Origin of the sequence: Desulfobaculum bizertense DSM 18034, from assembly GCF_900167065.1 — a bacterium.
GTDB lineage: Bacteria > Desulfobacterota > Desulfovibrionia > Desulfovibrionales > Desulfovibrionaceae > Desulfobaculum > Desulfobaculum bizertense.
The window spans coordinates 160201-186052 of record NZ_FUYA01000001.1 but is presented as its reverse complement, the minus strand read 5'-3'; the positions used below and the strand labels follow the sequence as shown (position 1 = coordinate 186052).

The window sequence follows — 25852 nt, the reverse complement described above, 5'->3', positions numbered from 1 at the left end:
TAAAACTGGAGTTAAATTGCGTTTGAGCAGCCAAGCACGTTCTTGATCTTGTGCTGGACCATGTCCTTCACAGCCTGACGGGCAGGGCCAAGATACTTGCGAGGGTCAAATTCAGACGGATTTTCCTTGAGGGTCTTGCGGATGACTGCGGTCATTGCAAGACGGATGTCCGTGTCGATGTTGATTTTGCACACGCCAAACTTTGCAGCGCGGCGCAGCAGGTCTTCGGGAACGCCCTTGGCTCCGGGAATCTCTCCACCGTAGCTGTTTGCCATTTCAACGAATTCCTGAGGCACGGAAGAAGAACCGTGCAGGACCAGCGGGTAGCCTTTCATCATGTTGGTGATGGTCTCAAGACGTTCAAAGTCGAGACGGGCTTCACCCTTGAACTTGTATGCACCGTGGCTGGTACCAATGGCGATTGCCAGAGAGTCACAACCCGTGCGCTCAACAAATTCCACGGCCTGGTCTGGGTCCGTGTAAATATTCTTTTCAGAAACGACATGCTCTTCGATGCCAGCCAGACGGCCAAGCTCAGCTTCAACCCACACGCCCTTATCGTGTGCGTATTCAACGACCTTTTTGGTCAGAGCAATGTTTTCTTCAAAAGGCAGATGGGAACCGTCAATCATAACGGAAGTGAATCCGCCATCGATGCAGTCCTTGCAAATTTCGAAATCAGCGCCATGGTCAAGATGCACGCAGATCGGCAGGTCGCACTCCTGAAGAGCAGCTTCAACCAGCTTCATGATGTAAATCTGGCGGGCATATTTGCGTGCGCCAGCAGACACCTGAAGAACCAGGGGAGCCTTTTCTTCTTCAGCAGCAGCAACGATGCCCTGAATGATCTCCATGTTGTTTACATTAAAAGCGCCAATAGCATACCCACCAGCGTATGCCTTCTCGAACATCTCTTTGGGCCCGGTAAGTGCCATGCGTTCCTCCTCGCGGTCCTATCATTATGAAATACAATATATTGAGCGATGCGGACGAGTTCTGCGCAACAGATTCAGAAGCCTGCGCCCGCAAAAAGATGGGGACATCTTAAGCGGACCTTTGCGGAAATCATCCCCAAAGGCCATGCTTTAAGCCCTTATTCTATAGTCTCGCAGCCCGTATGCTGTCAACGAATCCCCATGGAATTCAGCGTCTCCAGCATCGCGCTGTCAGTGAGACTAAATTTCAAAGGCGTCAGCGTGATGTGTCCCTGGCTCAATAACGCCCGGTCCGTATACGGGGAAACCCGCTCAAAAGGAATTTCCCCTTCAAGCCAGTAATATTCCTGTCCTCGTGGATCTTCCCGCCGCTGGTACCCATCTTTGTATGGGATTTTGGTCTGGGGGCAGAGTTTCAGCTCTTTTGCCTGCTCCACACTTCCCTTGGGGAAATTCAGATTCAGCAAGGTCTCTGGCGGCAAGGCCTGCCAGTCCATCCGCTCCACAAATCCACAGACCCAGCGGGCCTGTCCAGAGAGGTCATCTGGGGTCCAGTCATCATAAGAGACCGCCAGAGAAGGAATTCCATTCAGTGCCCCTTCGGTTGCGGCGCTTACCGTACCCGAATAAATGATGTCTACCCCTACATTGCAGCCGCTGTTGATCCCAGAAACCACCAAATCGGGTTTTTCTCCGCCCACTTCGGTGCTGAGTCCAAGTTTGACGCAGTCTGCCGGGGTTCCATAGACACCAACGCCCCGAAAGCCGTTTTCATGAAATTTTTTTACCTTGAGCGGCATTGCAATGGTAATTGCATGCCCAACAGCAGACTGTTCTGTTGCCGGAGCCACGACGTGCACGTCATGCCCAGCCTCAGAAAGCGCCCGATAAAGCGTCCGAAGTCCTACTGCCTGTATTCCGTCATCGTTGGTCAAAAGAATGCGCATTATTCATTTTTCTGCTAAAAGTTACGATCCAGAGGCGTCCGAAGCGTCCTGCTTTCGCACTGATAGAGCGACGATAGCCCATGCAGCAGGACGCTGCAATCCGAAGAACCACAAAGTCACAGCCGGGGCAGACACCGCAAGTCTGGCTCTGGCAGGAAAGTTCTGACAAACGCAAGAGTCTGCACTATAATGCGTTTCACGCAAAATTGTTTTACGAAAGACACAGGGCGAGAGCTATCGCATGGCAAAAGCGCTCCCTACGGCTCCAACACCATTTTGGCAAGCCGTTGAACCAGCAGACTTTTGCTTTAGAGCTGCGATTGCGCCACATCGCCTCCTCTGCTACACAACGGGTGCAGTGAGGGCTTCCCCTCAGGACACGCCCACAGACCTGCCGATCACTCCGGCAGACAGGCAAGGACAATTGACAGCTAAAGCAGGTAACATGATTCGTAAGCAGACTTTCGTTCGGGATCTCGCCCCGGGCCGGAACATTGACGATGTTTTTGTCGTTGTTGAAGCTCGACAGGCTCAGGCGAAAAATGGCCCTTTTTGGGCTCTGACGCTTGGCGACAATTCCGGCGAGGTACCAGCAAGAATATTTTACCCCATGAGTCAGAGTTATCCTCAGCTCAGTTCGGGGACTGCCCTTCGGGTCATGGGGCAGGTTCAGACCTACCGCGATGAGCCACAGATCATTGTGGATTCTGTTCAGGAACTGGACCCTGCTGCCGAAGGCCTGCGCCTTGGAGACTTTGTTCCCTCAAGCAAGCGCGAGCCAGAAGACATGCTTGCCGACATTGAACGGCTTTGCAAAAAGCACCTTGGCTATCGCCCGTGGCGCACCCTGTGCCGCAAGGTGCTCACTGACCCGCAGATCAAACCCAAAATCATTGCTGCCCCCGGCGCCGTGAGCATGCATCACGCCTACGCTGGCGGGCTGATTGAACATACACTTGGAGTCTGCCGCCTGTGCATGGCCTATGCAGACCTCTACCCGCATCTAGACCGGCAGGTGCTTTTGGCCGGAGCCATTTTCCATGACCTTGGCAAGGCATGGGAATATAGCGCAGGCCTTGCCCGCGAGCGAACCGACATTGGCAAGCTTCTTGGGCACATCCAGATTGGCCTGCAAAAGCTCGAACCATTTCTGGAACGGGCCACAGACCTTGATGACGATCTCAAAACGCATCTTCGGCATCTCATCTTGAGCCACCACGGTGCTCTGGAATTTGGGTCCCCGACCCTGCCCCAGACTGCCGAAGCTCTGGCCCTGCACTTCGCAGACAACATGGATGCCAAAATGAACACCATCGAAGTGGCAACAGAGGACATCGCCGCTGGAGAAACAGGCTGGTCGCAATACCTGCGCGCCCTGTCCCGTTCTGTCTACCAGCCGCGGCACACTCCGGCCCCTCGACCCGACAACGAAAAAGAGGAAGCTAACCAGCTATGTTTGTTACCTTTGAAGGGATAGAAGGCTCTGGAAAATCCAGCGTTCTGAACGCGGTCCAAAAGCACCTTGAAGAACAGGGGCACAGCATTCTGCGCACTCTGGAACCCGGTGGAAGCCGCATTGGACAGGAGCTGCGCAAACTTCTTCTGAGCATGAACAGCACCGACCTCACCGGCGAAAGCGAACTGTTTCTGTACCTCGCAGACCGTGCCCAGCACGTCGCCACGGTGATTCGTCCGGCCCTCGAAGAAGGGAAGATTGTCCTTTCTGACCGCTACGCCGATTCCACTGTCGCCTATCAGGGCTATGGCCGTGGGCTTGACCCCCGCCAGCTGCACAGCTTTAACGACGTTGCCGTCTCTGGCCTCTGGCCTGACCTGACCCTACTGCTGGACCTGCCCGCAGAAGTGGGCCTTGGCCGCGCAGTAGCCAGAAACATGAAAGAACAGAAATGCGACAGCGAAGGCCGGTTTGAGGCTGAAAGCCTGAGTTTCCACTCCACGGTTCGCGAAGGCTACCTGACACTTGCTGCCCTGCATAACAACCGCTACCGCATTGTGGATGCAACTCAGCCCCTCGACAAGGTCATTGAAGACTGCATTGAGATTCTGGAAGCCAAACTTCGCGGCGAAGACACACCTCTTCCGCAGCTCTAACACCATATTTCCCCGGTCTGGCACCTTGTCTGGACCGGGGTCACGTTAACTGCTGGCAGCATGCTGACCAGCCCCCCACCCCCATATGAGAGAACCCATCACTGCGGTCATTCTGACCTTCAACGGCGAGACATGGCTGTCCAAGACTCTGGAAAGCCTGTCGTTTTGTGACGAAATTCTTGTTATTGATTCCGGGAGCACCGACTCCACACTGAAAATCGCTCAAAAGTATTCCGCAAAAATTCTGCACCGAGACTGGGAAGGTACCATCCCCCAGTTCCGCTTTGCCTTTGAGCACGTCACAACACCGTGGATTATCACGCTTGACCAGGACGAGTTCCTCTCTCCTGAACTCAAAGACTCCGTATGCGCCGCGCTTGATGCCCCCAAAGGGCACGGTGGATTTTTCTGCCCCCGCCGCTCCTGGTACCTTGACCGCTTTATCATGCACTCAGGCTGGTACCCGGACAGACTGCTTCGCGTGTTCCGGCTGGACAGCGTCGAAATCCGAGGCATGCTTCCGCACGAAGAATTTCACCCAACCGGGAGCACCGAAGTGCTCCGTGGCGACATCATCCACTACCCCTACCGTGATCTTGCTGAGCATCTCGACAAAATCAACAGCTATACCAGCCTCGCCGCACGCGAAATGCACGCCAAGGGGCGCAGGGCTGGCGTCGGCACGGCCTTCTCCCACGCCATAGGCAAATTCCTGAAACAGTACCTGCTCAAGCAGGGTTTTCGAGATGGGAAAGCGGGCTTTGTCCTCGCTATCCACTCCTTTTTGTACGCATTTCAGAAGTACATGAAGCTTGTGGAACTTAAACACTCGGAAAAGCGAGAGAATCCCCAGCAGGAGCCGTGAAACTAGTCTGGACTGCGTTTGCAAAACAGTTTTTTTTTGCTAAGCTGATCTACTCTAGCAAAGGATTTTTCTCTTATGATTAAACTGTTTTCACGTGGAGCCAGACGTCCGCACTCCGTCGTGTTTTTTGGACCAGGCGGAGCCAGACAACCCCGAGACGACGCTCCTGCATCTCTCTGGCGCTCTTTTGATCTGCCCTCTTTTCGCATTCTCTTCTCTCCGAGCGCATCTCTCTCCCCCCTCTTTCCCAAAAAACACAACATCGACGAGACGCAAGCCTTAGGCTCCTCCTTCACCCTTCTTCTGGAGCCGTGCTAATGCCTGCATCATCTCCTGCCATTTTCCGTCCGCTCCAGCGTCACGAACAGATTCTGGACATTGTTAAGCTTCTCCTTCTGGGAGCAGGTGTTTTCTGGTTGCTCATGCTTGGCGAAGAACACCTGAATTATCAGTGGCAGTGGTACCTTGTGCCCCGCTACATCTTCACCTGGAAACATGGTGTCTTTACACCCGGGCCACTGCTGGAGGGACTTTTTGTCACCTTCCAGATTACCGGCCTGAGCCTTGTGCTCTCCATGCTCTTTGGGCTGACAGCCGCTATCTTTGGCCTTTCGCAGTCCTACGTTGCGCGCCTTGTTTCGCGCTGCTACGTCGAGCTGATCCGAAACACCCCCCTTCTGATTCAGATCCTCTTCATTTACTTTGTCATCGCCCCTGTTTTTGACATCGGCGCATTCACCTCAGCCGTTCTGGCCCTGTCCCTGTTTGAAGGGGCATATGCCTCGGAAATTTTCCGTGGTGGCATAGAATCCATTCACAAAGGCCAGTGGGAAGCCGCATACAGCCTTGGACTTTCCACAACAGATACCTACCGAAAAATCATCCTGCCTCAGGCAATCAAACGCATACTCCCTCCGCTGACGGGTGTGCTTGTCTCTCTTGTAAAAGACTCCTCCCTCGCCAGCACCATCGCGGTATATGAACTGACCCAGCAGGGCCAGCTTGTCATTGCCGATACCTTCCTCACCTTTGAAATCTGGTTCCTCATTGCCATCATGTATCTGGCAGTGACCATCAGCCTGTCGTGGGCCGCAGCAGCCCTTGAACGCAAAATGAACAGCGAGAACTAAGATGCCAGAACAGGATATTCTGCCCACTACAGAACCGGCATGTAAAAAGAAAGGCGCTCCCATCATTACGGTTGAGCACGCCTCAAAGACCTTCCCCAATGGCGTTGCCGCACTCCAGGACGTCAACGTCACGGTCTGCAAAAGCGAAGTGGTTGTCATTATCGGACCCTCCGGCTCTGGCAAATCCACGCTGTTGCGCTGTCTGAACGGGCTTGAAGAAATCGACAGCGGGCACATCACTATTGATGACATCCGCCTGAACGGAAACAAAAAGAACCGGGACATTATTCGGCAGGAAGTCGGTATGGTGTTCCAGTCTTTTAATCTTTTTCCACACCTCACCGTGCTGGACAACGTCAATCTGGCGCAAAAGCTCGTCCGCAAACGCGACGACAAAGAAGCCACAGACACCAGCATGGACCTGCTAAACAAGGTCGGTCTGGGCGACAGGGCCGCAAGCTATCCGTCCCAGCTTTCGGGCGGCCAGCAGCAGCGCGTTGCCATTGCCCGTGCTCTGGCCATGCACCCCAAGGTGATGCTTTTTGACGAAGCCACCAGCGCACTTGATCCAGAAATGATTGGTGAGGTTCTGGAAGTCATGCGTGCCCTTGCCAAGGACGGCATGACAATGGTTCTGGTGACGCACGAAATGGGCTTTGCCCGTGAGGTCGGCGACCGAATCATTTTTATGGAACATGGACAAGTCATTGAAAGCGCCACAGCCGAGGCGTTTTTTGAGAATCCCGGCGAGGAACGCACCCGCGCCTTCCTGAGTCAGATTCTGTAACCGCAACCCACAGGAGACCAGATGCGTAAACTTCATACCTTGGCCATTGCCCTTTTTGCTGCTGCATTTCTACTTGTCAGCACAGCTCCGGCTCAGGCCGGAAAACTGGGGCGTCAGCTCACAGAAGAAAGCACCCTGACCACCATCCTGAAACGCGGCACACTTCGCGTCGGCATGGATACCTTTGTCCCGTGGGCCATGAAGGACAAGACCGGGAAATTCATCGGCTTTGAAATTGACGTTGCCCGCCGCCTTGCCGAAGACATGGGCGTTGACATCGAATTCGTTCCCACCTCATGGGACGGCATTATTCCGGCCCTGCTGGCTGGCAAATTTGACCTCCTGATTGGTGGCATGGGCATCCGTGCCGACCGCGCCGTCAAGGTCAACTTCTCCATCCCCTACTACTCCACGGGTATGTCCATTGTTGCCAACTCCAAAAAAATCCCCGGAGCCACAAAGCTCGAGGATTTCAACAAAGAGGACATCGTCATTTCGGCCCGCAAAGGCACCACCGCAGCCAAAGCGGCCAAACGCTTTATGCCCAATGCCAAACTGCGCCTCTTTAACAAGGAACCGCAGGCTGTTCAGGAGCTTCTCAATGGCCGCGCCCATGCCTTCATCAGCATGGCTCCGCTTCCCGCTCAGGAAGCCATCAAGCACAAAGACAAGCTCTACCTGCCCATGACAGGCAACTTTACCAACGAACCTAATGGCATTGCCATGCGCAAGGGTGACGTGGACATGCTGAACTTCGTCAATTCCTGGATTCGTGCCACAAAGGCCGAAGGCTGGATTCTCGATCGTCAGAAATACTGGTTCACCACCTTGGACTGGCAGTCTCAGGTACAGTAAACATCACGGTTATGTGGGGTCACCGCAAGCACCCCACAGCTTCTAACTTTCTGGACAGCCAGTGCTACACACAAAAAAGCCCCGTATTACTCCACTTGATATTGGCATCATTCTCGTGATCGCTGCTGCGCTTGCTGCATTTGGCTGGCGGGTTGATACCCAGCTGGATTACGAATGGAAATGGACTGCACTGGGGCAGTATTTCCTGCTCCATGACCCTGACCAGGGATGGATTCCCGGTCTTCTCACACAGGGGCTGCTCACCACGATCAAGCTCAGCCTGTGGACTATGCTCTTTGCCACCATTATCGGCGTTGTCATGGGGCTGGCCCGCACAAGCCGCAGCCTGTTCAACCGCCTTATTGGTCAGGCCTATGTTGGGCTGGTCCGCAACATTCCCCCGCTGGTCCTGATCTTTATTTTTTATTTCTTCATTTCTGACCAGATTTTCACCGCAATGGGAATTGATACCATGGTGCGCAATGCCCCGCCGTGGGTGCAGGAATTTCTGGCCATCACCGCCGCACCCGTGAACCAGTTCACCGGATTCCTTTCCGCGCTGGTCACGCTTGCCATTTATGAAGGTGCATACATCACGGAACACGTTCGCGCAGGCGTTCAGGCTGTTTCCGTACAGCAGTACGAGGCCGCCTATGCCCTCGGTCTCAGCCCGTGGCATCGCATGCGCCATGTTATTTTCCCGCAGGCCATGACCCACATCATGCCTCCGCTCACTGGCCAGTTTATTTCAACCATCAAGGACTCGGCCATTGTCTCTGTTATCTCCATTCAGGAGCTGACCTTTCAGGGCATGGAACTTATGGCCGCAACGTACATGACCTTTGAAATCTGGATTGTTATTACAATCCTGTACCTTATACTCACTGTGAGCTGCTCTGTCCTTTCCCGCTACGCAGAGCGCTGGTTTAGACGCCATGAAGTCTGATAGACTTTTGGCAGAACAGAGTATTCCAGACTGAGAACATGTGTCTTTTTTTGTACTGCATTGACCTCAATCGCCCAAGACCGTATCACAGAGTTGTCTCTTTCTGTTCAGTCTGATTATGCAAATCACAACCCGCCACGGAGGTTCACAATGGCAAAGGATGTCAAAATTTTTGCATTATCAACCTGTGTCCACTGCCGAAGGGCACAGGACTATCTGGATGAATGCGGCGTCAAATACGACTGCGTCCACGTCGACCAGCTCGACGGGGCAGAACGGGATCAGGTCATTGAAGAACTCAAAAAGCACAATCCATCCCTGTCATTCCCGACGCTGCTCATTGATGGCTGCAAGGTTGTGGTGGGCTTTGACGAGGCCAAAATCAAGGAACTGCTGGAGAGCTAAAAATGGATGCACAGGAACTCTACGAACAGCTAAAAAAGATTCAGGAAGCCCGTGGGTACCGATTCAACGCTGACATGAGCCTGACCATGCCACTTATGCGCAGTCTTCTTGCCAACCGTGAACGCTATGGCTACATGGCCTGCCCGTGTCGGCTAGCGAGTGGCACCTTTGACAGTGACCGCGACATCATCTGCCCCTGCGAGTACCGGGATGCAGATCTTGACGAATTCGGATCCTGCTTTTGCGGCCTGTATGTCACTGACGAATGGAACAAGAACCCAGAACTGCGCACAACAGTTCCTGAACGCCGACCACCGGAAAAGCTGCTGGCGGCACTTGGCAAAAAATAACGCACAAAAGAAAAGACCGGGATGCATAAGCACTCCGGTCTTTCTCTTTCCTTGAGAACTACTCTTAGCTCCGTCGGGTCAGGCCATATTTTCTCAGTTTATATTGCAGGGTTCTGCGGCTGATGCCAAGGGCATCCGCAGTCTTCTGCCTGTGCCCACCATGAACGCCAAGGGCTTCAATCAGGGCCTGTTTTTCTGCTTCATCAAGTGAACTTGGGCCTGTACGGTTACACATAGCCGACATCTCGTGCCGGGCAGGAAGGACTCCGTAAGTCATCATTTCCACTGTATTCTTCTCCTCTGTATGAGCTTTGCCAGCAATCACCTGCGGGGGGAGGTCCGCAGGGCTTAGCGAGTCCGTACGAGAGAGGACCAAAGCCCGTTCAAGGGCATTTTCCAGCTCACGCACATTGCCCGGCCATGGATAGCCCTGAAGGGCTTCCAAGAACTGCGGGCTGACCTCGCGCATTTTTTTACGATTCTTGCGCCCCAGCTTTTCCAGCAGATGGGCAACAAGTAACGGCAGATCATCCATTCGTTCCCTCAGAGAGGGGATGCGAATTTCCAAGACATTCAGACGGAAATACAGATCTTCCCGGAAGCGCCCCTCTGCGACTTCACGCCGCAAGTCCCTGTTGGTCGCAGCAATGATGCGCACGTCCACAGGTACAGGCCCCACACTTCCAAGGGGTTCCACCATCTTTTCCTGAAGTGCACGCAAAAGTTTTGCCTGCAACTCCAGTGGCATTTCGCCAATCTCGTCGAGGAACAGTGTTCCTCCAGATGCCAACTGAAAGCGCCCGGGTTTATCCCGGTTTGCTCCAGTAAAGGCTCCCTTCACATATCCAAACAACTCACTTTCGAGCAGGTCAGCAGGCAAAGCAGCGCAGTTCACCTTAATGAGCGGACCCTTGGCCCGCACACTTGCCCCGTGCAGAGCAGAGGTGACCAGCTCCTTGCCTGTACCAGATTCCCCCATGACCAGCACAGTTGCCTCTGTAGGGCCAGCCTGTGCAATCAGGTCCCGAACCTGCTCCATCTGAGATGTTTGGCCTATAAACCCGGAACTTTCTCCAGCTTCACGCCGAAGTTCCCGGTTTTCGGCCACAAGGCGAGAATAATCATACGCCTTGTTCATAACGGCCTTAAGCTCTTCATTATCTGCGGGTTTTGTCAGGTAGTCGAACGCCCCTTTTTTCATGGCGTCCACAGCAGAACCGACCGTGCCATATGCTGTCAGCATGACAACAGGCACACCGGGTATCGCAGTCCGGATGGCTCCCAGAGCCTCCAGACCATCCATGCCCGGCATACGCATATCCAGCAGGATGGCATCCGGTCCGGCATCAGGAAGCAGTTCCAGCGCACGCTCTGCGCTATCGGCCTCCATCACATGCCATCCGGCATCCCGCAGCACTGCCCCAACCAAAAGGCGAAGGGCAGGCTCATCATCAACAACCAAAACTCTTGGTGTGTCAGTAGACTCACGCATTTTCATCGACTCCGTCCCGACTCTCGTTATTCTGAACCCGAACTGGGAAAATAAGCTGAACTTCCGTACCGCTAGGCTCGCCCGTGTGCGACAGGATGGAAACCTGCCCGCCATGAGCGCGCATGATGCGGTGTACGATTGCGAGACCAAGTCCCGTGCCCTCTTTTCGTGATGTAAAGAAGGCTTCCAGAGCATGGGCGCGGTCATCTTCGGACATACCGTGTCCATTATCCCGTACGGCGACCATCACGGCGTTTTCACGCTGCTCAGTCAAAATTTCTACTTTACCGGCCCGTTTTTCTGGACCGTCACCCTGCTCATCCTGCTCAGAGTCGTCCGGCTCTGGCAGCGCATTCAGGCTGTTTATGACAAGGTTCAGCAAGGCCTGCTTGAGCATGTCCATATCCGCGCTCAAGGCGAGGTCTGGACTCAGCTCCATGTGTAGCTCTGCACCCTTGAGTTCAAAATCGCGTGCCGTGAGGTTCTGAATATCTGCACACAGCATGCGCATATCCACAGGCATCAGCTCTGGGCGACGCGGCCGGGAAAGGAACAGCAAATCAGAAACGACCTTGTTCAAACGGTCTGCCTCTCGCACCATAATCTCGGCGTACTGCTGTTCTGGCTGGCGCCCCTTGAGCTTTTCTGCAAAAAGCTGGGCAAAGCCACGAAGCGCACTCAGCGGATTGCGAATCTCGTGGGCAAGGCTCGCTGCCAGGCGGCCAATAGCCGCAAGCTGGCGCACTTCGGCGAGATCATCCTCAAGGGCCTTGATGTCTGTTCTGTCCCGCACCAGCACAAGACGTTCACCGTCTTCATCCGGATTTTTCTCCGAGGGCGGAATGGGGAGCATCAGCACTTCGAGGCAGCGACCGTCGTAGTCATACTGCACCCATGTGCGCTCGCTGGTTCCCACAGGGAAATGTCCCTGAAGCTCTTCCTGCGGAACGCTCTTCAGCGGGAGCTTCTGCCAAAAACGACCAATAAGCGTCCCTTCACGATTCTGACGCAGGATAGCTTCCGAGGCCGGATTTGCGGCCAAAATCAGTCCATCCTTGTCCAGCGTCAGCAAGCCTTCCGGCATGGTATCCAAGAGTCTGGAATGAAAACGTTCCAGCCGATGCAGGCGTTTTCCCATGTCCCTGCGACGCATGTACGCAATGGCAAGGCCCCAGAGAAAAACAGCAACCAGAAGCACATACAGTGTCTGGTACATGGCGGTGGATCGAAATTTTCCGAACTGGTCGAGGTGACGGGAAGCGTCAAGTCCGACCACAAGGTACGGTGTGCCCATGCCACCGGGAGGCGGCGGAAGACTCGAATCAATCGTTGCGATTTGTCCGAGCGAGCGTTTGGAGCGGAGACCGGCAACAAAAATATTCTGCTTGTTCTTGGAGTAGAAAGCCTGCCATTCGCCGGTTTTTTGCAGTGCTTCCCACCCGTAGGCCGGGATTTCTGGATATTCCAGTCCCTTGTCGGCCACAGTCAGGATGAGCTTTCCGTCCTGTGTGTATAAAGAAAGAAAATCAACTTCGCTCTGATTTACCAGATCAGTCAGCAGTTCCACGATCTGGGTGCGGATGGAGGCCTTTCGTTTTTCTATCTCGGCCCGGCCATGCATCATGCCGTGGCCCATGACCTGATGTCCGCGCACCTCGCGCAACAGGCTGGTCTCAATCCCGCGCAAAATAACCTGCGACGAGAGAAACATGTGCTCATTAATGGTTTCGCGCTGCTGCTTCAGGTTATGCCAGGTCACGTAACTGATCCCCATGCCCAACACGACGAGAGCAAGTGTGGCAATAATCAGGGGATTTGTGTCCCGGCTTTTGCGAAGTCCAAATTCCATAAGCTTCAAAAAATGCCGGGGTCCAGCCTAGGCCGAACCCCGGTTTCTTTATCGATGAGGAGGGGTGTGAAACGAGAGGAGCTGTTGGGGCTAGTAACAGCCGCCCCTTCCATTATGTCCATGTCCGTAGCCATGACCATGGCCATGACCGTGACCTGCCGGAGGATACATTCCGGTTGCACTCTGCATGCTGCGGAAGAATTCGACACGGCGAGTCGAGCACTGGTTACGGGCGTCGTTGAGTTCGGCTGTCGCACTGTCAATCTGGGCTTGACTGGCATTGCCGCCTGCGATCAGAGAATCCAGAGCAGCACGCTTGGCAAAAACCTGCTGTCTGAGGGGCTGCATCTCTGTCATGAACTCTTGAGAAAGAGCATCTGCCTTAGCCTGCTGTTCAGGAGTCAGGTTTTGGTATCCCTGACCGCAGTAGTTTTTCCCCCAGTGATGAACATTCTGGACATTGGAGGATCCTGCATACGCCACCGCGGAGAGGGCAAAAACCACGAGGGCAGCAAGGGTCATGATGGATGTTTTCTTCAACATATCGTCACTCCGTTAAGATGAGAGGGCGCTCATCTTCTGCCATAAGGTATAGCATCAGGCGTGCCAAAAATAAAAAGCCCATGATTTTAAGCCCCTACAAATTTTGCTCTCTTTTCCCTCTCTGGATGTGCACTCTTTTCGCCCAATTCTGTGCACTTTTGTGCAAGCCTTCTTGCACATTTTGCACAAACCATTGCACATCGTGCTGCACATGTCGAGCACAAGCCCCCGTAGCAGGTCAAAAAAAGCGTGTACTCACAGCAGTCTTTGCGACGCTGCACAAGGGTGCAAAAAATATTTTGCTTGAAAAACAAAGAAAGACAGGAACTAAGGGAAAAGTGCCCTATTCTGCACAGATGCAGGGCTAAACTCCCGGCTTTTCCCTGCCGATAAGGAGAAATATCTCTGAACTGTATCCTGCCCACTGGTCGAGGAGTCTTTTTGCATGGCACGCATACATACGCTTTCCGTAACACTCCAGTCCATCCGCCCGGTTCTCCTGCTTATGAGTTCCCGACGCATGGACTGCTTTATGCTGTGCACAAAATGTCTGGAACAGTACACCGAGCTTGCGCAGTTCAAAAAAATCTATGTTCTGTCCACGGGCTGCTCCAGCGAACATTCCGTCCTGATCCAGTCTTTTCAAAAACGCCACGACAATGTCGTTGTCATTGAGGGCAACAGCTTTGGCGGGGGGAATCCCCTTCCGGCCATGCTCAATATCATCATGCGGCGCCATGTTGCTGACCCTATCGTCAAGCTCTATGAAGACGTTTTTGTCACTCCAGACTGGCTGCCCCGGCTTCTTTCGACCTACAGAAACACCCGCAGCAATCCCCGCCGGGCCATTGTTTCGGCCCTCGCGCCCATCAGCCGTACCGGACGGCCCTTTATGGAGCGCCTGCTTCGGGCACACTACCCGGAAGAACGCGAGCTGTTCCCAGACATTCCATTTTTGCACAACAGTATTGCGCACCGTTTTCTCTGGGAAAAAATCCTTCATGAGCAGCTGACCCAAAAGCTTCTGGAACAGCGAAATTCAGAATATATTCTTCGCCCCAGCCTCAGCACAGAATGCATTCTGTTTGATGCCGCGTTTACCCGCCAGCTTCTCCCCTTCCCAATGGAGCGCGACGATGCTCCCCGCCCGGATGAACCACATATTGTCGAGACGCTTTCTCGCCTGTCCTTGCAGGCCGCAGTGAACCCACACTGCCTTGTGCACCACTTTGCGCATCAAAGCGTTGAAAAAGAGCTGCGAAAAAACATCAGTCTGGACGACCTGTGGTGGTTCATGCTCTTTGGCAAAGGTGGCATCAATCCAGAGCTGCACTTTCATACCCTCAAGGCTGCTCCCCATCCCAGCAAAAGACACTCGTCTTACAAAAAGCCCAAGCTGCACCTTATTCGATAAAAAAAGCGCCCCTTCGAAAAGGAGCGCTTCTTTTTTTATCCTGATACAGGCATCGTGAGGCGTAAGCCTCTGGCCTGACCGCTGCGAAGCTCTCTGGCTCCACACATTTCCAAAATTGCATCGGCATAGGCCAGCCTGACCGCTTCCATGTATTCCGGGTCAATGGGACCGCGCGCCGTCACGACTTCGGTAAAGCGCTTGGGGATTTTGATACGGTGCGGCTGATAGCCCGTTTCAAAACGGGTTCGCCAGCGCAGTTTTTGCACTTCGGCGGCTTTTTCTTCCAGTCCATCCGCAATTCCACCAAACCCCACAAGGTCCAGACACTGGGCAAAAACGTCACTCGTATAAATCTTTCGGCCAAACATGCAGCCGACCATACAGTTTACAAGAGTTCGCATCCGCTCGTCCTGAAGCAGGACACTGACTGCGACATTGGGGTCACGCTCAAAAAATTCATAATCATAGCAGTAGCACAGATTATCCAGATGGGAGTGCCGGAAGTTCAGACTCTGTGCGGCAAAAAAGACTTCGCCCGTGGCATAGCCTGCCATTTCCTGCCCCAGTACGCAGGTAAAATCTTCACCACCGTACTGTTTGGCAGCGTATGCAGCACCACGCCCCAGCGCCTGATAAAACGGCGTCTCTCCAGCTCCAAGCCGATCAATGGCCTGTGCGTAGAGGTCTGCCCGGCCAAAAGCCAGCGGCAACCCCGTCTCGACCTCGGTCACAATGCCTTTCTCCATTGCTTCCGTTGCCCATGCCAGCACCACGCCCGCACTCATGATGTCCAGTCCCTGCCGTTCTACAGACAGAATCAGCCCCATCACATCATGCGGGTCCGTCACACCAAGCATGGAGCCAAGGGCAAAAATATGTTCATAGTCATAGCTAATAAGCCGAGGGTCAGCAGGCGATGCCCCAAAGGGACGCTTCACATGGGCCAGATGAATACAGCCCGCCGTGCAGCCAGAACAGGCGCGCTTTTCCGCAAAAACGCTTTCCAGAAGCGCTGCACCTGTGATGCGCTCAGCACCAGTATCAGCGCTCTCTTCCAGATTTCGCCACGGTAGCGCACCAAGGGCATTGATGGATTCAACAATCCCCGCCGTTCCCGGACCACGATACTTGGCAGTCTTGGACGAGTTGGCAACGGTTTTGGCCAATTCGCGATAGGCACTCTTGTAGGCCTGCGTTTTGGGCAATTCAATGCTCTTCTGCCCCACGACGGCAAAGGCTTTGAGCCGTTTGGCAGCAAGCGCTGTTCCCGCTCCAAGACGCCCAAAATGTCGGTACGTATCCACTGTGACACAGCCAAAGGTGCTGCCATTTTCTGCAGCAGGCCCAAGTGTGCACAGCGAAGCACGACCAGCATCTGCCCCAAGACGGGCGTGCAGCATCCGCTCTGTGGCAAAAAGATCTTTCCCCCGAAATTCAGGAGCCACAGTACACTGCGCACCACTCGCATCAATGCGGGCAATGCTGCATTCGGCCGCTGCACCAGTAAAGACCAGCGCATCCAGTCCACAGCGGGCAAGGGACATGCCCAGTCGCCCACCTGCGTGAGACTCCGTGTACTGCTCGTGGTACGGCGACTTAAAGCCGCAGACCACCTTACTCATCATGGGAAAACGGCCAGTCAGTGGCCCAATGGCAAAAATAATCGGCTGGGAGGGATGTCGTGCGGGGCGTTCGGCAGCGCCGAACTCGGCAAAAAGCAATGCGGCAAGACCACTTCCGCCAAGGACATCGTCCCGGCCAGGAAATGTATGAAAGCGTGAAATGCCTGTAGAAAGGTCAATATGCAACACGCGAAACATGTGCTGAAAGCTCTGCGTCAAATGAGGGTCCCTCACAAAAATTTGGAATAACGTGGCAGCTCATAGCTTGAGCTGGTCCGGCACTGTTTTTCGCGGAGAACAGCACTCCTGTCAATTATATTTGCAGTAAGAGAATTTTTTCGTGCAGTCACAAAAGATTGGTGAACCACTTTACAAGCTTTCTCGAATGCTCTAGCGTCGCCGGAAAGTGCTAGGGGGGCCGCGTAAGGCGGCTGAGATGGAACCGCGTTCCGACCCTTTGAACCTGACGCAGCTCACACTGCCGGAGGGAAGCCGACTCTGCCAGTACAGGGCCTGCTTTCCGCAGGCCCTTTTTTTATGCGTCACACTCTTTGACAGGACGAACAAATCAGCCTGGGCGCACCATGTGGTGTGTACCAGACGCTGGGGGAGCCAGAAAACTGGCTGAGAGGGAGATGTATGTCTCCGACCCTTGGAACCTGACGCGGTCAAGACCGCCGTAGGAAAGCGTTGGATATGACGTCGAAAAATCCAAAGCCTCTCCAAGAGGCTTTTTTTGTAGGGATTTCTGAACTTCGCACGCATCACTTCGCCCCTCCTCCATCCCCCGGCCATCCTGTTGCAACACAAGATCAAGGAGAGGCTATGCCTGTTCAAATTCACGTGAACGGACGTACCCAAGAGTGCCCTGATGAAACCACTGTGGATGCTCTCCTGCGCAAGCTTGAGCTTGACCCGGCAACGGTTGTTGTTGAGCTGAACACGCAGATTCTGGAAAAACAGGATTTTGCCAGCACCCTGCTGGCAGATGGAGACCATCTCGAAGTGCTCCGCTTTGTCGGAGGAGGCTGAACATGTCGAAGGATATCTTGACGATTGGTGGCAAGGAACTCCAGAGCCGTCTTTTCATCGGCACGGGGAAGTATGGAGATGAAGCCTGCATTCCTGCTGTTGCAGAAGCCTCTGGTGCACAGGTCATTACCGTGGCCCTGCGCCGGGTCGAGCTTCATGCAAAAACCGGAAACGTCATGGATCACATTCCGTCCCACATGCAGCTTTTGCCAAACACCTCCGGCGCACGCAGCGCAGACGAAGCCGTTCGTATTGCCCGTCTTGCCCGTGCAGCTGGCTGCGGAGACTGGATCAAAATCGAAGTCATTTCCGACAGCCGCTACCTCCTGCCAGATGGCTACGAAACCGCAAAAGCCACTGAAATTCTCACCAAAGACGGCTTTACCGTTCTGCCCTACATCAACCCGGATCTCTACGTGGCCCGCAGCTGTGAAGACGCTGGAGCCGCAGCAATCATGCCCCTTGGCGCCCCCATTGGCAGCAACCGAGGCCTTCGCACCAAGGAAATGATCGGCATTGTCATTGAAGAAAGCAGCCTTCCGGTTGTTGTTGACGCTGGTCTTGGCCGCCCCTCACAGGCCTGCGAAGCAATGGAAATGGGCGCAGCCGCCTGTCTCGTGAACACGGGCATTGCCTCCAGTGCCGAGCCAGTACAAATGGCCCGCGCCTTTGGTGAAGCCGTTCGTGCAGGCCGCACAGCATTTCTTGCTGGAGCAGGAGCACAGAACACCGAAGCCGTTGCATCCTCACCCCTGACCGGATTCCTGGGGGCCTAAAATGAGCTTTGGAGAAATTTGCCAAGAGGCACAGAAACGGCAGATCAAACAGGAACTCCAGAGCGTGACCGAAGATGACGTCCGCCGGGTTCTGAGGAAAAACCGTCTGAACGCAGAAGACTTTGCGATCCTGCTGGCACCTGCGGCAGAAAACCTGCTGGAAGAAATGGCCCAGAAAGCGCACGAAATTTCGCTGCGTCACTTTGGCCGCACCATGCAGATGTTCACCCCGCTCTACCTCTCCAACTTCTGCTCAAACGCCTGCCGATACTGCGGTTTCAACTGCTCCACAGGCATCAAGCGCAAAAAGCTGACTCTGGAAGAAGTGCAGGCCGAAGGCAAAAGCATTGCCGGGCAAGGCTTTCGGCAGCTCCTGATTCTTACGGGAGAGGCACCGGCCATTGCAGGCATGGACTATCTCGAAGACTGCATCAAAGTCCTGCGAAACGACTTCCCTTCGGTTTCGCTAGAAGTCTACGCCCTGACCGAAGACGAGTATCGACGTCTAGCTCAGGCCGGAGCTGACGGCATGACCATGTATCAGGAGACCTACGACAAGGATCTCTATGAATACCTGCACCCAAGCGGACCAAAGGCAGATTACGCCTTCCGTCTGGATGCTCCGGAACGGGCCTGCAAAGCCGGAATGCGCGTGGTGAACCTTGGGGCACTGCTTGGCCTGTCCGAGGACTGGCGCAAGGAAGCCTACTGCACGGCCCTGCACCTCCAGTACCTGCACAAGCGCTACCCCAATACCGACCTTGCTGTTTCGCCGCCCCGCATGCGCCCGCACGCTGGCAGCTTCCAGCCCAAGAGCCGGGTCACAGACGTGCACATGGTACAGATGGTCACAGCCATGCGCATCTTTATGCCGTTTATTGGTATCACCCTGTCCTCCCGCGAATCCGCAGAATTCCGCAACAACCTGATTCCTCTCGGCATCACCAAAATGAGTTCAGGTTCCGTCACGGCGGTTGGTGGACATGCAGAAAAAGACACCGAAGACACGGGACAGTTTGAAATATCTGACCCCCGTAGCCTTCCTGAATTCGTTTCAGAACTCACGCGGCAGGGATACCAGCCTGTGTACAAAGACTGGGAGCCTCTTGGTGCCCATCATGAGGCCCTCTTATGAATCTGATTGCACAGAGTATGACCGGCAAGATTGGGGCCTCACGCCTTGCCAGACTCCAGACAGCAAAAATCGGTCTGGCTGGAGCTGGCGGCCTTGGCTCGAACTGCGCCATGCATCTTGTGCGCAGTGGCTTTTGCCATCTTGTGCTCTGTGACTTTGACCATGTGGAAGCCTCGAACCTGAACCGGCAATTCTTTTTTCCGGCGCAGACTGGACTCCCAAAAGTTGAAGCACTTGCCCAGAACCTGCTCCAGATCAATCCCGACCTGGAGCTGACTCTGGTGCAGGAAAAACTCACAGCAGACAACGCGCGCCGCATCTTTTCCGGGTGCGACGCCGTGGTGGAATGTCTGGATGAGGCCGCAGCAAAAGCGATGCTGGCCCAGCAGTTTTTCCCGCAGCCAACGCTCTACGTCGCGGCCAGCGGCATTGGAGGCATTGGCACAGCACAGGGCATGAGGGTCAAAAAACTCAGGGACACGGTCTATATCGTGGGCGACGGGACCAGCGAAGTCTCAGTCGACTGCCCCCCCTGCTCGCCAGCGGTTGGAGCAGCCGCAGCCATGCAGGCAGACCTTGTTCTTTCCTACTTTCTCACTGGAGCGCACGAATGAGTATATCCAGACACACGATTCTCGACACAGACATTTACTGCCTTTCGGGCGAACAGTTTTCTCGCGGACGAAGCAACATTGAGGTGGTGCAGAACATGCTGGATTCGGGCATTCGCCTTATTCAGTACCGCGAAAAAAAGAAAAAAATGGGCGCCAAGCTTGAGGAATGCCGGGCCATCCGGGACATGACCCGGGCCACGGGTGCCGCGTTTATCGTCAATGACGACATTGACCTCGCCATGCTTGTCCATGCCGACGGCGTTCACATCGGGCAGGAAGATCTGCCCATTGAAGCTGTACGCGAACTTGTCGGCCCAGACATGGCTATTGGACTGTCCACACACTCCCCGGAGCAGGCACAGGACGCTGTACGACGGGGAGCCGACTACATTGGCGTCGGGCCAATTTTCCCAACCCAGACCAAAGAGGATGTGTGCGCGGCCGTTGGTCTCGACTACCTCGACTGGGTGGTCAAAAACATTGCGCTCCCCTTTGTCGCCATCGGCGGCATCAAGGAAAAGAACATCAGCCAGGTGGTGCAGCACGGTGCACACTGTGTTGCCCTTGTGACGGAAATCGTCGGTGCGGCCGACATCACGCAAAAAATTCACGACATTCGCCAGATTGTGGCTCAAACAAAGGAAAGACGAACATGACCTATACAACGCAGATGGACGCTGCCAGAAAAGGCATCGTTACCGAGCAGATCAAGACTGTTGCAGAAAAAGAAAACATGCGGGTCGACGACCTGATGGCAAAGCTCGCCAAGGGCACCTGCATCATCCCCTGTAACAAAAATCACCACTCCATCGTGCCCGAAGGTGTTGGTGAAGGCATGCGCACCAAGGTGAACGTCAACCTTGGCATTTCCAAGGACGCCAATGATGTTGAGCTGGAGCTGGACAAAGTCCGCCACGCCCTGCGCCTTGGTGCCGAATCCATCATGGATCTGTCCTGCTTTGGCAAGACACAGGAATTCCGCTCTCGCCTCGTGGAAATTTCCCCGGCCATGATCGGTACCGTGCCCATGTATGATGCTGTTGGTTTCTACGACAAGGAACTCAAAGACATCAGCACCGAAGAATTTTTTAAGGTTGTTGAACGCCACGTTGAAGACGGCGTTGACTTCCTGACCATCCACGCAGGCCTGAACCGTGCTGCTGCCGAGCGTATTCGCAAAAACGAGCGTATCACCAGCATCGTTTCCCGCGGCGGCTCCCTGCTCTACGCATGGATGGAACAGAACGACAAAGAGAACCCGTTCTACGAGCACTATGACCGACTGCTCGACATCTGCGAAAAGCACGATGTGACCCTGAGCCTTGGTGACGGCTGCCGTCCCGGCTGCCTTGCTGACTCCACCGACGCCGCTCAGGTCGAAGAGCTGATTACCCTCGGCGAGCTGACCAAGCGCGCATGGGAGCGTAATGTTCAGGTCATGATCGAAGGTCCCGGCCACATGTGCATGGACGAAATCCCCGGCAACGTCATGATGGAAAAGCGCCTCTGCCACGGTGCCCCGTTCTACGTTCTCGGACCGCTGGTCACCGACATCGCTCCCGGCTATGACCACATCACCGCTGCCATTGGTGGCGCTATTGCCGCTGCGGCTGGTGCAGACTTCCTGTGCTACGTCACACCGGCAGAGCATCTGCGCCTGCCCGACCTTGACGACATGAAAGAAGGCATCATCGCCACCCAGATTGCAGCACACGCAGCAGACATGGCGAAAAAGATTCCAGGCTCCCGCGACCGCGACAACGCAATGGCCCGTGCCCGCGCAGACTTTGACTGGTGCGGCCAGTTTGGTCTGGCTCTCGACCCCGAACGCCCGCGTGAATACCGTCAGGCCTCCCAGCCCGAAGTTGAAGACTCCTGTTCCATGTGCGGTAAAATGTGCGCCATGCGTACCATGAAGCGTGTCCGCGAAGGGAAAGACCTCGGTATGGCCAAATAAGTTTTCCCCATTCCTTCTCCACCCTGCCCGGCACCTTGTGTGTCGGGCTTTTTTTTGCACAAAAAAAAGCGCCCTGCATGTGCAGAGCGCCATAATCTTACGAGGGTGCTATTTTTTCAGACAGCAGCGGGGAGCCTTGTCCGGAGCAGGGTCCTTGACCTCGCCATAGGCAAGGCGACCGTCATGGTCTTCTGGCAGATACTCCGTAATGGGAGAACCGTTTTCTGCCACAAAGAGCATGCAGTGACAATACTTGTACTGCTGCATGTCGTCACAGGGACAAATCCAAGTCCGCTGCTTAATCTCTTCGTGCTTGTCAGGATAAAAGCGGCACGGACACAGTGGCTTGCCCAGATCATCCATATGCGCTGCAAGGCCATGTACAACAGCGTCAGTCACTTCCGGGTCAGGATGCGTAAATGTCCCGGTTTTCTGAGTATATTTTTGGATATAGCCTTTAATAATCTTAACATTCTTTTCGCTCGGCACGATATATTCTCCTTCTCCTTCCGACCTGTCGAAAGGCGTGCAAAGGGAAGATTACTCAACCCCAGTGTATAGAGATGTGCTGTCCAGCCTTCGCTGCAACACATAATAAGCATAAAATTCAAGAATGGGTCTAGGGGATTGCGTACCATACTCGCCCCCTGCTGAAAAGCAGGCATCTGTGGCATCCCCGCACAGGACGGGGCAAAAGTTCCCAGACAACAGAGTGCGAATGCTTTACCTTCCCTCTGGCTCCGCTTATCATGAACACTCTCTGTGGACTTTCAACCAAAGGGTTTTCTCATGAATCATTCCCGCAGTTCAGCGCTTATTCTCGGACTGTGCATTGCCATTGGACTTTCCCTTGCAGGATATTTCCTTGCTGGTGGCCTAATGCAAATCAAAGCCGCACAGCGCTTTGTCACGGTCAAAGGCCTTGCTGAACGCGAGGTCAAGGCAGACCTTGCCATATGGCCCATCACGTTCACGGCCACGGCAGGCCAGCTCCCAGAGCTTCAGCAGTCCATTGCCTCCAGCGATCGGACCATCGTGAACTTCCTCAAGGAACAGGGCTTTGCTGATGACGAGATTGGCCGTTCAGTTCCCCAGATCACAGACTATCAGGCACAGGGCTATGGTGGAGACCGTCCACCCTCAGCCCGCTACTCTGGCCGAGTCACTGTGACGGTCCATACCCGGAAGGTCATGGAACTCAAAAAAGCCATGGCCCAGTCAGGCAAACTCGTTGCTGCTGGCGTGGCCCTGTCGCAGGACTACGGCGCAATGCCCCAGTTCAGCTTCACCGGACTCAATTCCATCAAGCCAGAAATGATCGCCGAAGCAACGCAAAATGCGCGCAAGGCCGCTGGCCAGTTCGCCAAGGATTCCGGAAGCTCCGTCGGAAGCATCCGCCGGGCAACACAGGGACTGTTCTCCATCAATAACCGTGATGCCAACACCCCGGAAATCAAAAAAGTCCGGGTGGTCACGACCATCGACTATTTCTTGCAGGACTAAGCTGCATACAGCAAAAGGCCGAAGCACACGCTTCGGCCTTTCTTTTTATCAAGGGAAAAAACAGAACATTTCAAGGACTTGACCGAGCACGTCCGCTTCGATATCGAAAACTCTTTTATCTCAAACACATTCCCGATATGCTCAACATCGCAATTTTACTCATCGCAATTCTGTGCATTTTCTTCATTCTGACAATGCTTGTTTCTTTTGCCTTTGGCATCTCGAAACTTTTACTCAAAATACTTGGATGTATTCTTCTCGCATTGTTCATTCTCTTTCTTTTTAAAATTCTTTCTCCGCTCATAGCGCTTCTTGTTTCGGCTCTCGTTCTTCTCTGCGTGTACAAATGCTGACAGAACCCAATACGCGCGACAAAAATACAGAGACGACAAGCAGGCCGTACCGCTTGCTCGCCAAAAATTCTATATCATCCAAAAAGCGCTTCATCTCAAAACATCACAAGCTTTGAAATGAAGCGCTTTTTACTGGGCCATTGCCCACAAAAAAAGGGTTCCGAAGAACCCTGTATAATCATTGGTAGCGGGGAGAGGATTTGAACCCCTGGCCTTCGGGTTATGAGCCCGACGAGCTACCGTGCTGCTCCACCCCGCACCACTTCTCATCAAATTATGCTATGATGTTTTTCTGCTGACTTTCGTCAGCACTCTCGACATTGTCACAATTCAAAACCAGATGGTTTTCAAAATATGATTGGTAGCGGGGAGAGGATTTGAACCCCTGGCCTTCGGGTTATGAGCCCGACGAGCTACCGTGCTGCTCCACCCCGCAACGCTGTCGAGAACTGAGTGTTTACAGCCCCGGCACACAAGTGTCAACACTATTTACAAGTTTTTTTAAATTGACTATCCAAGTCCGGTCATGAACAACATAAAAACAGCGACACTGGTTATCCCCGTTTTTAACGAGGAAGAGAACCTCCCCATATTGTTTAAGGAAATCAGCAAAGCAATGGACCGCACCATCGTTGAGTGGACGGTACTTTTTGTTGATGACGCCAGCACAGATACCTCTCTGGAGGTCATTAAAAATCTTGCTGAGCAGGACGAGCATGTCCGATATCTGGCTTTTGCACAGAACTGCGGTCAGTCTGCTGCCTTTGGCGCTGGCTTTGCAGCTGCTAAGAGCGATGTCATTATTACTATGGACGCCGATCTCCAGAACGATCCCGCAGACATTCCTGCCATGATCCAGAACATGCAGACCAATGATGCCGATATGGTCATTGGCTGGCGTGTGAATCGTAAGGACACCGCCGTCAAGCGCGTTAGCTCCCGCATTGCCAACAAAGTCCGTAACGCCATGACCAAAGAAGTTGGCGTACACGACACAGGCTGCTCGCTCAAAATCATGCGCACAGACATGGCTCAGAAGCTGCCCATGTTTACAGGCATGCACCGCTTCCTGCCAACGCTTATGAAAATGCACGGCGCCAAGGTCGAAGAACAGCCCGTCAATCACCGCCACCGCCAGCATGGTGTGAGCAAATACGGCACATGGGACCGCCTCAAGGCATCCTCCTATGACCTGATTGCAGTGCGCTGGATGCAGCAGCGTTTCGTCCAGTATCAGATAAAAGAAAAGAACTAGCCCAGACAATGACCACTCAGCTTCCCTTCTGGACACTCATCATCGGAGTGTGCCTCCAGGGAAGACTCATATACACCCTCTTTCGCAAGCACGCGCCCTCTTTTACAGCTGTCCTACTTGCAGCCGCAGGAGCTTTTTGTGTTCTCGGAGGAGCAGTCTTGCTCCACGACCTCGTTCTCGCCTGTGGTCAGCTCCTTGTCTCTGCTGTATTCTGGTTGTGCATGCGGGATGTCCAGCGCTGACGTCCCCACACCACAGGAGAACCTCGTGGACCCAAAACAGGTCAAAACGTATCTCAAGGGCATTGTCATGCTTGCCGTTCTCGCCGGGATTGGCGTGCTGTTTCAGGCCTTTGATCTGGGCAATGCCCTGGATGAAAGCTGGATAGACAGTCACATCCGCAACCACGGTCTCTATGGCATTACCCTTTTTGTGGGAGCCGGAGCACTGTTTACGGCTGTCGGACTTCCCCGACAGATCATTAGTTTCCTTTCTGGCTATGCCTATGGATTTGTTGCTGGTACAGCCCTCGGTACGCTGGCCACAACCATTGGCTGCGCCCTCGCCTTTTTCTACTCCCGTTTTTTTGGGCGCAGTTTTGTGAATCGCCGCTTTGGGAAACGCATTCAAAAAGTCGACAGCTTTCTTACAAACAACACTATCAGCACCGCGCTGGTCATCCGCTTCATGCCCGTTGGCAGCAACATTCTGACCAACCTGCTGGCAGGCGTAACTGGCGTCAAAAGCGGTCCCTTTCTCCTTGGTTCTGCCATTGGCTTTATTCCACAGACACTCATTTTTGCCCTGCTTGGCAGTGGCTTCAATGTTGACCCTGTCTGGCGCACAAGCCTCAGCATCGCCCTGTTTATCATTTCGACGTGGCTTGGCTTCAAGCTCTACCGCGCCAGAAAAAACAGCCTGCCTCTCGAAGATTCAGAAGACTAGCCCGCGAGAACAGACGTAAAAAAAACGCCC

At 54.0% G+C, this 25852-nt stretch carries 26 protein-coding genes, 2 tRNA genes and 2 riboswitches; of the genes, 19 read left to right on the top strand and 9 right to left on the bottom strand.

The annotated features are described in order from the left end of the window. Positions 1 to 11: 11 nt before the first annotated feature. Both fba and surE read right to left on the bottom strand, forming a co-directional pair. A complete protein-coding gene (gene fba / locus B5D23_RS00900; RefSeq protein ID WP_078683507.1) occupies positions 12 to 935 on the bottom strand; it encodes a class II fructose-1,6-bisphosphate aldolase in 924 nt (307 codons plus the stop codon). Between the two features lie 188 nt (positions 936 to 1123). After that, positions 1124 to 1882, bottom strand: a complete 759-nt coding sequence (gene surE, locus B5D23_RS00895) for a 5'/3'-nucleotidase SurE (RefSeq protein ID WP_078683506.1) — start codon at positions 1880 to 1882, stop codon at positions 1124 to 1126. Between the two features lie 445 nt (positions 1883 to 2327). Between surE and B5D23_RS00885 the strand changes: the two genes are divergently transcribed. From B5D23_RS00885 to B5D23_RS00840, 9 genes are all read left to right on the top strand, one after another. After that, on the top strand, positions 2328 to 3359 hold the full coding sequence (locus B5D23_RS00885) for a 3'-5' exoribonuclease YhaM family protein (protein WP_078683504.1): 1032 nt from the start codon (positions 2328 to 2330) through the stop codon (positions 3357 to 3359). Next, entirely contained in the window at positions 3335 to 3994 is a 660-nt protein-coding gene (tmk, locus tag B5D23_RS00880; protein WP_078683503.1) for a dTMP kinase, read from the top strand. Before B5D23_RS00885 ends, tmk begins: the two co-directional genes overlap by 25 nt. An 85-nt stretch (positions 3995 to 4079) precedes the next feature. Beyond that, positions 4080 to 4859, top strand: coding sequence for a glycosyltransferase family 2 protein (locus B5D23_RS00875; protein ID WP_078683502.1), 780 nt, complete (start codon positions 4080 to 4082; stop codon positions 4857 to 4859). A gap of 317 nt (positions 4860 to 5176) precedes the next feature. Next, positions 5177 to 5989: an amino acid ABC transporter permease gene (locus tag B5D23_RS00865; RefSeq protein WP_078683500.1), complete on the top strand. Its 813-nt coding sequence runs from the start codon at positions 5177 to 5179 to the stop codon at positions 5987 to 5989. Between the two features lie 61 nt (positions 5990 to 6050). Beyond that, the gene (locus B5D23_RS00860) at positions 6051 to 6776 is read left to right on the top strand and encodes an amino acid ABC transporter ATP-binding protein (protein ID WP_200803616.1); all 726 of its coding nucleotides are present in this window, start codon (positions 6051 to 6053) and stop codon (positions 6774 to 6776) included. Between the two features lie 21 nt (positions 6777 to 6797). Beyond that, a complete protein-coding gene (locus B5D23_RS00855) occupies positions 6798 to 7631 on the top strand; it encodes a transporter substrate-binding domain-containing protein (protein ID WP_078683498.1) in 834 nt (277 codons plus the stop codon). A gap of 61 nt (positions 7632 to 7692) precedes the next feature. Next, positions 7693 to 8577 carry an amino acid ABC transporter permease gene (locus B5D23_RS00850; RefSeq protein ID WP_078683497.1) on the top strand — a complete coding sequence of 295 codons (885 nt, stop codon included), beginning with the start codon at positions 7693 to 7695 and terminating at the stop codon, positions 8575 to 8577. 150 nt (positions 8578 to 8727) lie between these two features. After that, on the top strand, positions 8728 to 8982 hold the full coding sequence (locus tag B5D23_RS00845; RefSeq protein ID WP_078683496.1) for a glutaredoxin family protein: 255 nt from the start codon (positions 8728 to 8730) through the stop codon (positions 8980 to 8982). Positions 8983 to 8984: 2 nt separating this feature from the next. Next, positions 8985 to 9332 carry a ferredoxin-thioredoxin reductase catalytic domain-containing protein gene (locus tag B5D23_RS00840; RefSeq protein WP_078683495.1) on the top strand — a complete coding sequence of 116 codons (348 nt, stop codon included), beginning with the start codon at positions 8985 to 8987 and terminating at the stop codon, positions 9330 to 9332. Positions 9333 to 9396: 64 nt separating this feature from the next. Here the strand turns inward: B5D23_RS00840 and B5D23_RS00835 are convergent, their stop codons facing one another. From B5D23_RS00835 to B5D23_RS00825, 3 genes are all read right to left on the bottom strand, one after another. Then, complete coding sequence (locus B5D23_RS00835) at positions 9397 to 10824, bottom strand: sigma-54-dependent transcriptional regulator (protein ID WP_078683494.1); 1428 nt, start codon at positions 10822 to 10824, stop codon at positions 9397 to 9399. After that, complete coding sequence (locus B5D23_RS00830) at positions 10817 to 12673, bottom strand: two-component system sensor histidine kinase NtrB (RefSeq protein ID WP_078683493.1); 1857 nt, start codon at positions 12671 to 12673, stop codon at positions 10817 to 10819. The genes B5D23_RS00835 and B5D23_RS00830 overlap by 8 nt, the downstream gene beginning before the upstream one ends. A gap of 90 nt (positions 12674 to 12763) precedes the next feature. After that, entirely contained in the window at positions 12764 to 13216 is a 453-nt protein-coding gene (locus B5D23_RS00825) for a Spy/CpxP family protein refolding chaperone (RefSeq protein WP_078683492.1), read from the bottom strand. Between the two features lie 445 nt (positions 13217 to 13661). Here B5D23_RS00825 and B5D23_RS00820 point away from each other — a divergent pair, with 445 nt between their 5' ends. Next, positions 13662 to 14630: a hypothetical protein gene (locus B5D23_RS00820; RefSeq protein ID WP_078683491.1), complete on the top strand. Its 969-nt coding sequence runs from the start codon at positions 13662 to 13664 to the stop codon at positions 14628 to 14630. 35 nt (positions 14631 to 14665) lie between these two features. On the opposite strand, the gene B5D23_RS00815 is transcribed toward B5D23_RS00820, so the two are convergent. Further along, positions 14666 to 16450: an aldehyde ferredoxin oxidoreductase N-terminal domain-containing protein gene (locus B5D23_RS00815; RefSeq protein ID WP_144012500.1), complete on the bottom strand. Its 1785-nt coding sequence runs from the start codon at positions 16448 to 16450 to the stop codon at positions 14666 to 14668. A 203-nt stretch (positions 16451 to 16653) separates the two neighbouring features. After that, positions 16654 to 16759, top strand: a riboswitch (TPP riboswitch). An 88-nt stretch (positions 16760 to 16847) separates the two neighbouring features. Next, positions 16848 to 16955, top strand: a riboswitch (TPP riboswitch). A 122-nt stretch (positions 16956 to 17077) separates the two neighbouring features. Here B5D23_RS00815 and thiS point away from each other — a divergent pair. From thiS to thiC, 6 genes are read left to right on the top strand one after another with little or no spacing between them, the layout of a single operon-like run. Beyond that, a complete protein-coding gene (thiS, locus tag B5D23_RS00810; RefSeq protein WP_078683489.1) occupies positions 17078 to 17284 on the top strand; it encodes a sulfur carrier protein ThiS in 207 nt (68 codons plus the stop codon). Positions 17285 to 17286: 2 nt separating this feature from the next. Then, positions 17287 to 18060: a thiazole synthase gene (locus B5D23_RS00805; RefSeq protein WP_078683488.1), complete on the top strand. Its 774-nt coding sequence runs from the start codon at positions 17287 to 17289 to the stop codon at positions 18058 to 18060. A gap of 1 nt (position 18061) precedes the next feature. Continuing rightward, positions 18062 to 19195, top strand: coding sequence for a 2-iminoacetate synthase ThiH (thiH, locus tag B5D23_RS00800; protein ID WP_078683487.1), 1134 nt, complete (start codon positions 18062 to 18064; stop codon positions 19193 to 19195). After that, complete coding sequence (gene thiF, locus B5D23_RS00795; protein ID WP_078683486.1) at positions 19192 to 19809, top strand: sulfur carrier protein ThiS adenylyltransferase ThiF; 618 nt, start codon at positions 19192 to 19194, stop codon at positions 19807 to 19809. The genes thiH and thiF overlap by 4 nt, the downstream gene beginning before the upstream one ends. Then, positions 19806 to 20465 (top strand): thiamine phosphate synthase, encoded by a 660-nt coding sequence (gene thiE, locus B5D23_RS00790; RefSeq protein WP_144012499.1) that lies wholly within the window; start codon positions 19806 to 19808, stop codon positions 20463 to 20465. Before thiF ends, thiE begins: the two co-directional genes overlap by 4 nt. Continuing rightward, complete coding sequence (gene thiC, locus B5D23_RS00785) at positions 20462 to 21766, top strand: phosphomethylpyrimidine synthase ThiC (protein ID WP_078683485.1); 1305 nt, start codon at positions 20462 to 20464, stop codon at positions 21764 to 21766. Before thiE ends, thiC begins: the two co-directional genes overlap by 4 nt. A 108-nt stretch (positions 21767 to 21874) precedes the next feature. On the opposite strand, the gene B5D23_RS00780 is transcribed toward thiC, so the two are convergent. Next, complete coding sequence (locus tag B5D23_RS00780; RefSeq protein ID WP_233813542.1) at positions 21875 to 22255, bottom strand: ferredoxin-thioredoxin reductase catalytic domain-containing protein; 381 nt, start codon at positions 22253 to 22255, stop codon at positions 21875 to 21877. Positions 22256 to 22555: 300 nt separating this feature from the next. Here B5D23_RS00780 and B5D23_RS00775 point away from each other — a divergent pair, with 300 nt between their 5' ends. After that, entirely contained in the window at positions 22556 to 23269 is a 714-nt protein-coding gene (locus B5D23_RS00775; RefSeq protein WP_078683483.1) for an SIMPL domain-containing protein, read from the top strand. A 535-nt stretch (positions 23270 to 23804) separates the two neighbouring features. Here B5D23_RS00775 and B5D23_RS00765 read toward each other — a convergent pair. Both B5D23_RS00765 and B5D23_RS00760 read right to left on the bottom strand, forming a co-directional pair. Then, a tRNA-Met gene (locus B5D23_RS00765) sits at positions 23805 to 23881 on the bottom strand. A gap of 100 nt (positions 23882 to 23981) precedes the next feature. Next, a tRNA-Met gene (locus B5D23_RS00760) sits at positions 23982 to 24058 on the bottom strand. A gap of 90 nt (positions 24059 to 24148) precedes the next feature. On the opposite strand from B5D23_RS00760, the gene B5D23_RS00755 reads away from it, so the two are divergent. Next, on the top strand, positions 24149 to 24877 hold the full coding sequence (locus B5D23_RS00755; RefSeq protein WP_078683481.1) for a glycosyltransferase family 2 protein: 729 nt from the start codon (positions 24149 to 24151) through the stop codon (positions 24875 to 24877). 267 nt (positions 24878 to 25144) lie between these two features. After that, on the top strand, positions 25145 to 25822 hold the full coding sequence (locus B5D23_RS00745; RefSeq protein WP_234985048.1) for a TVP38/TMEM64 family protein: 678 nt from the start codon (positions 25145 to 25147) through the stop codon (positions 25820 to 25822). The last annotated feature ends 30 nt before the right edge of the window (positions 25823 to 25852 follow it).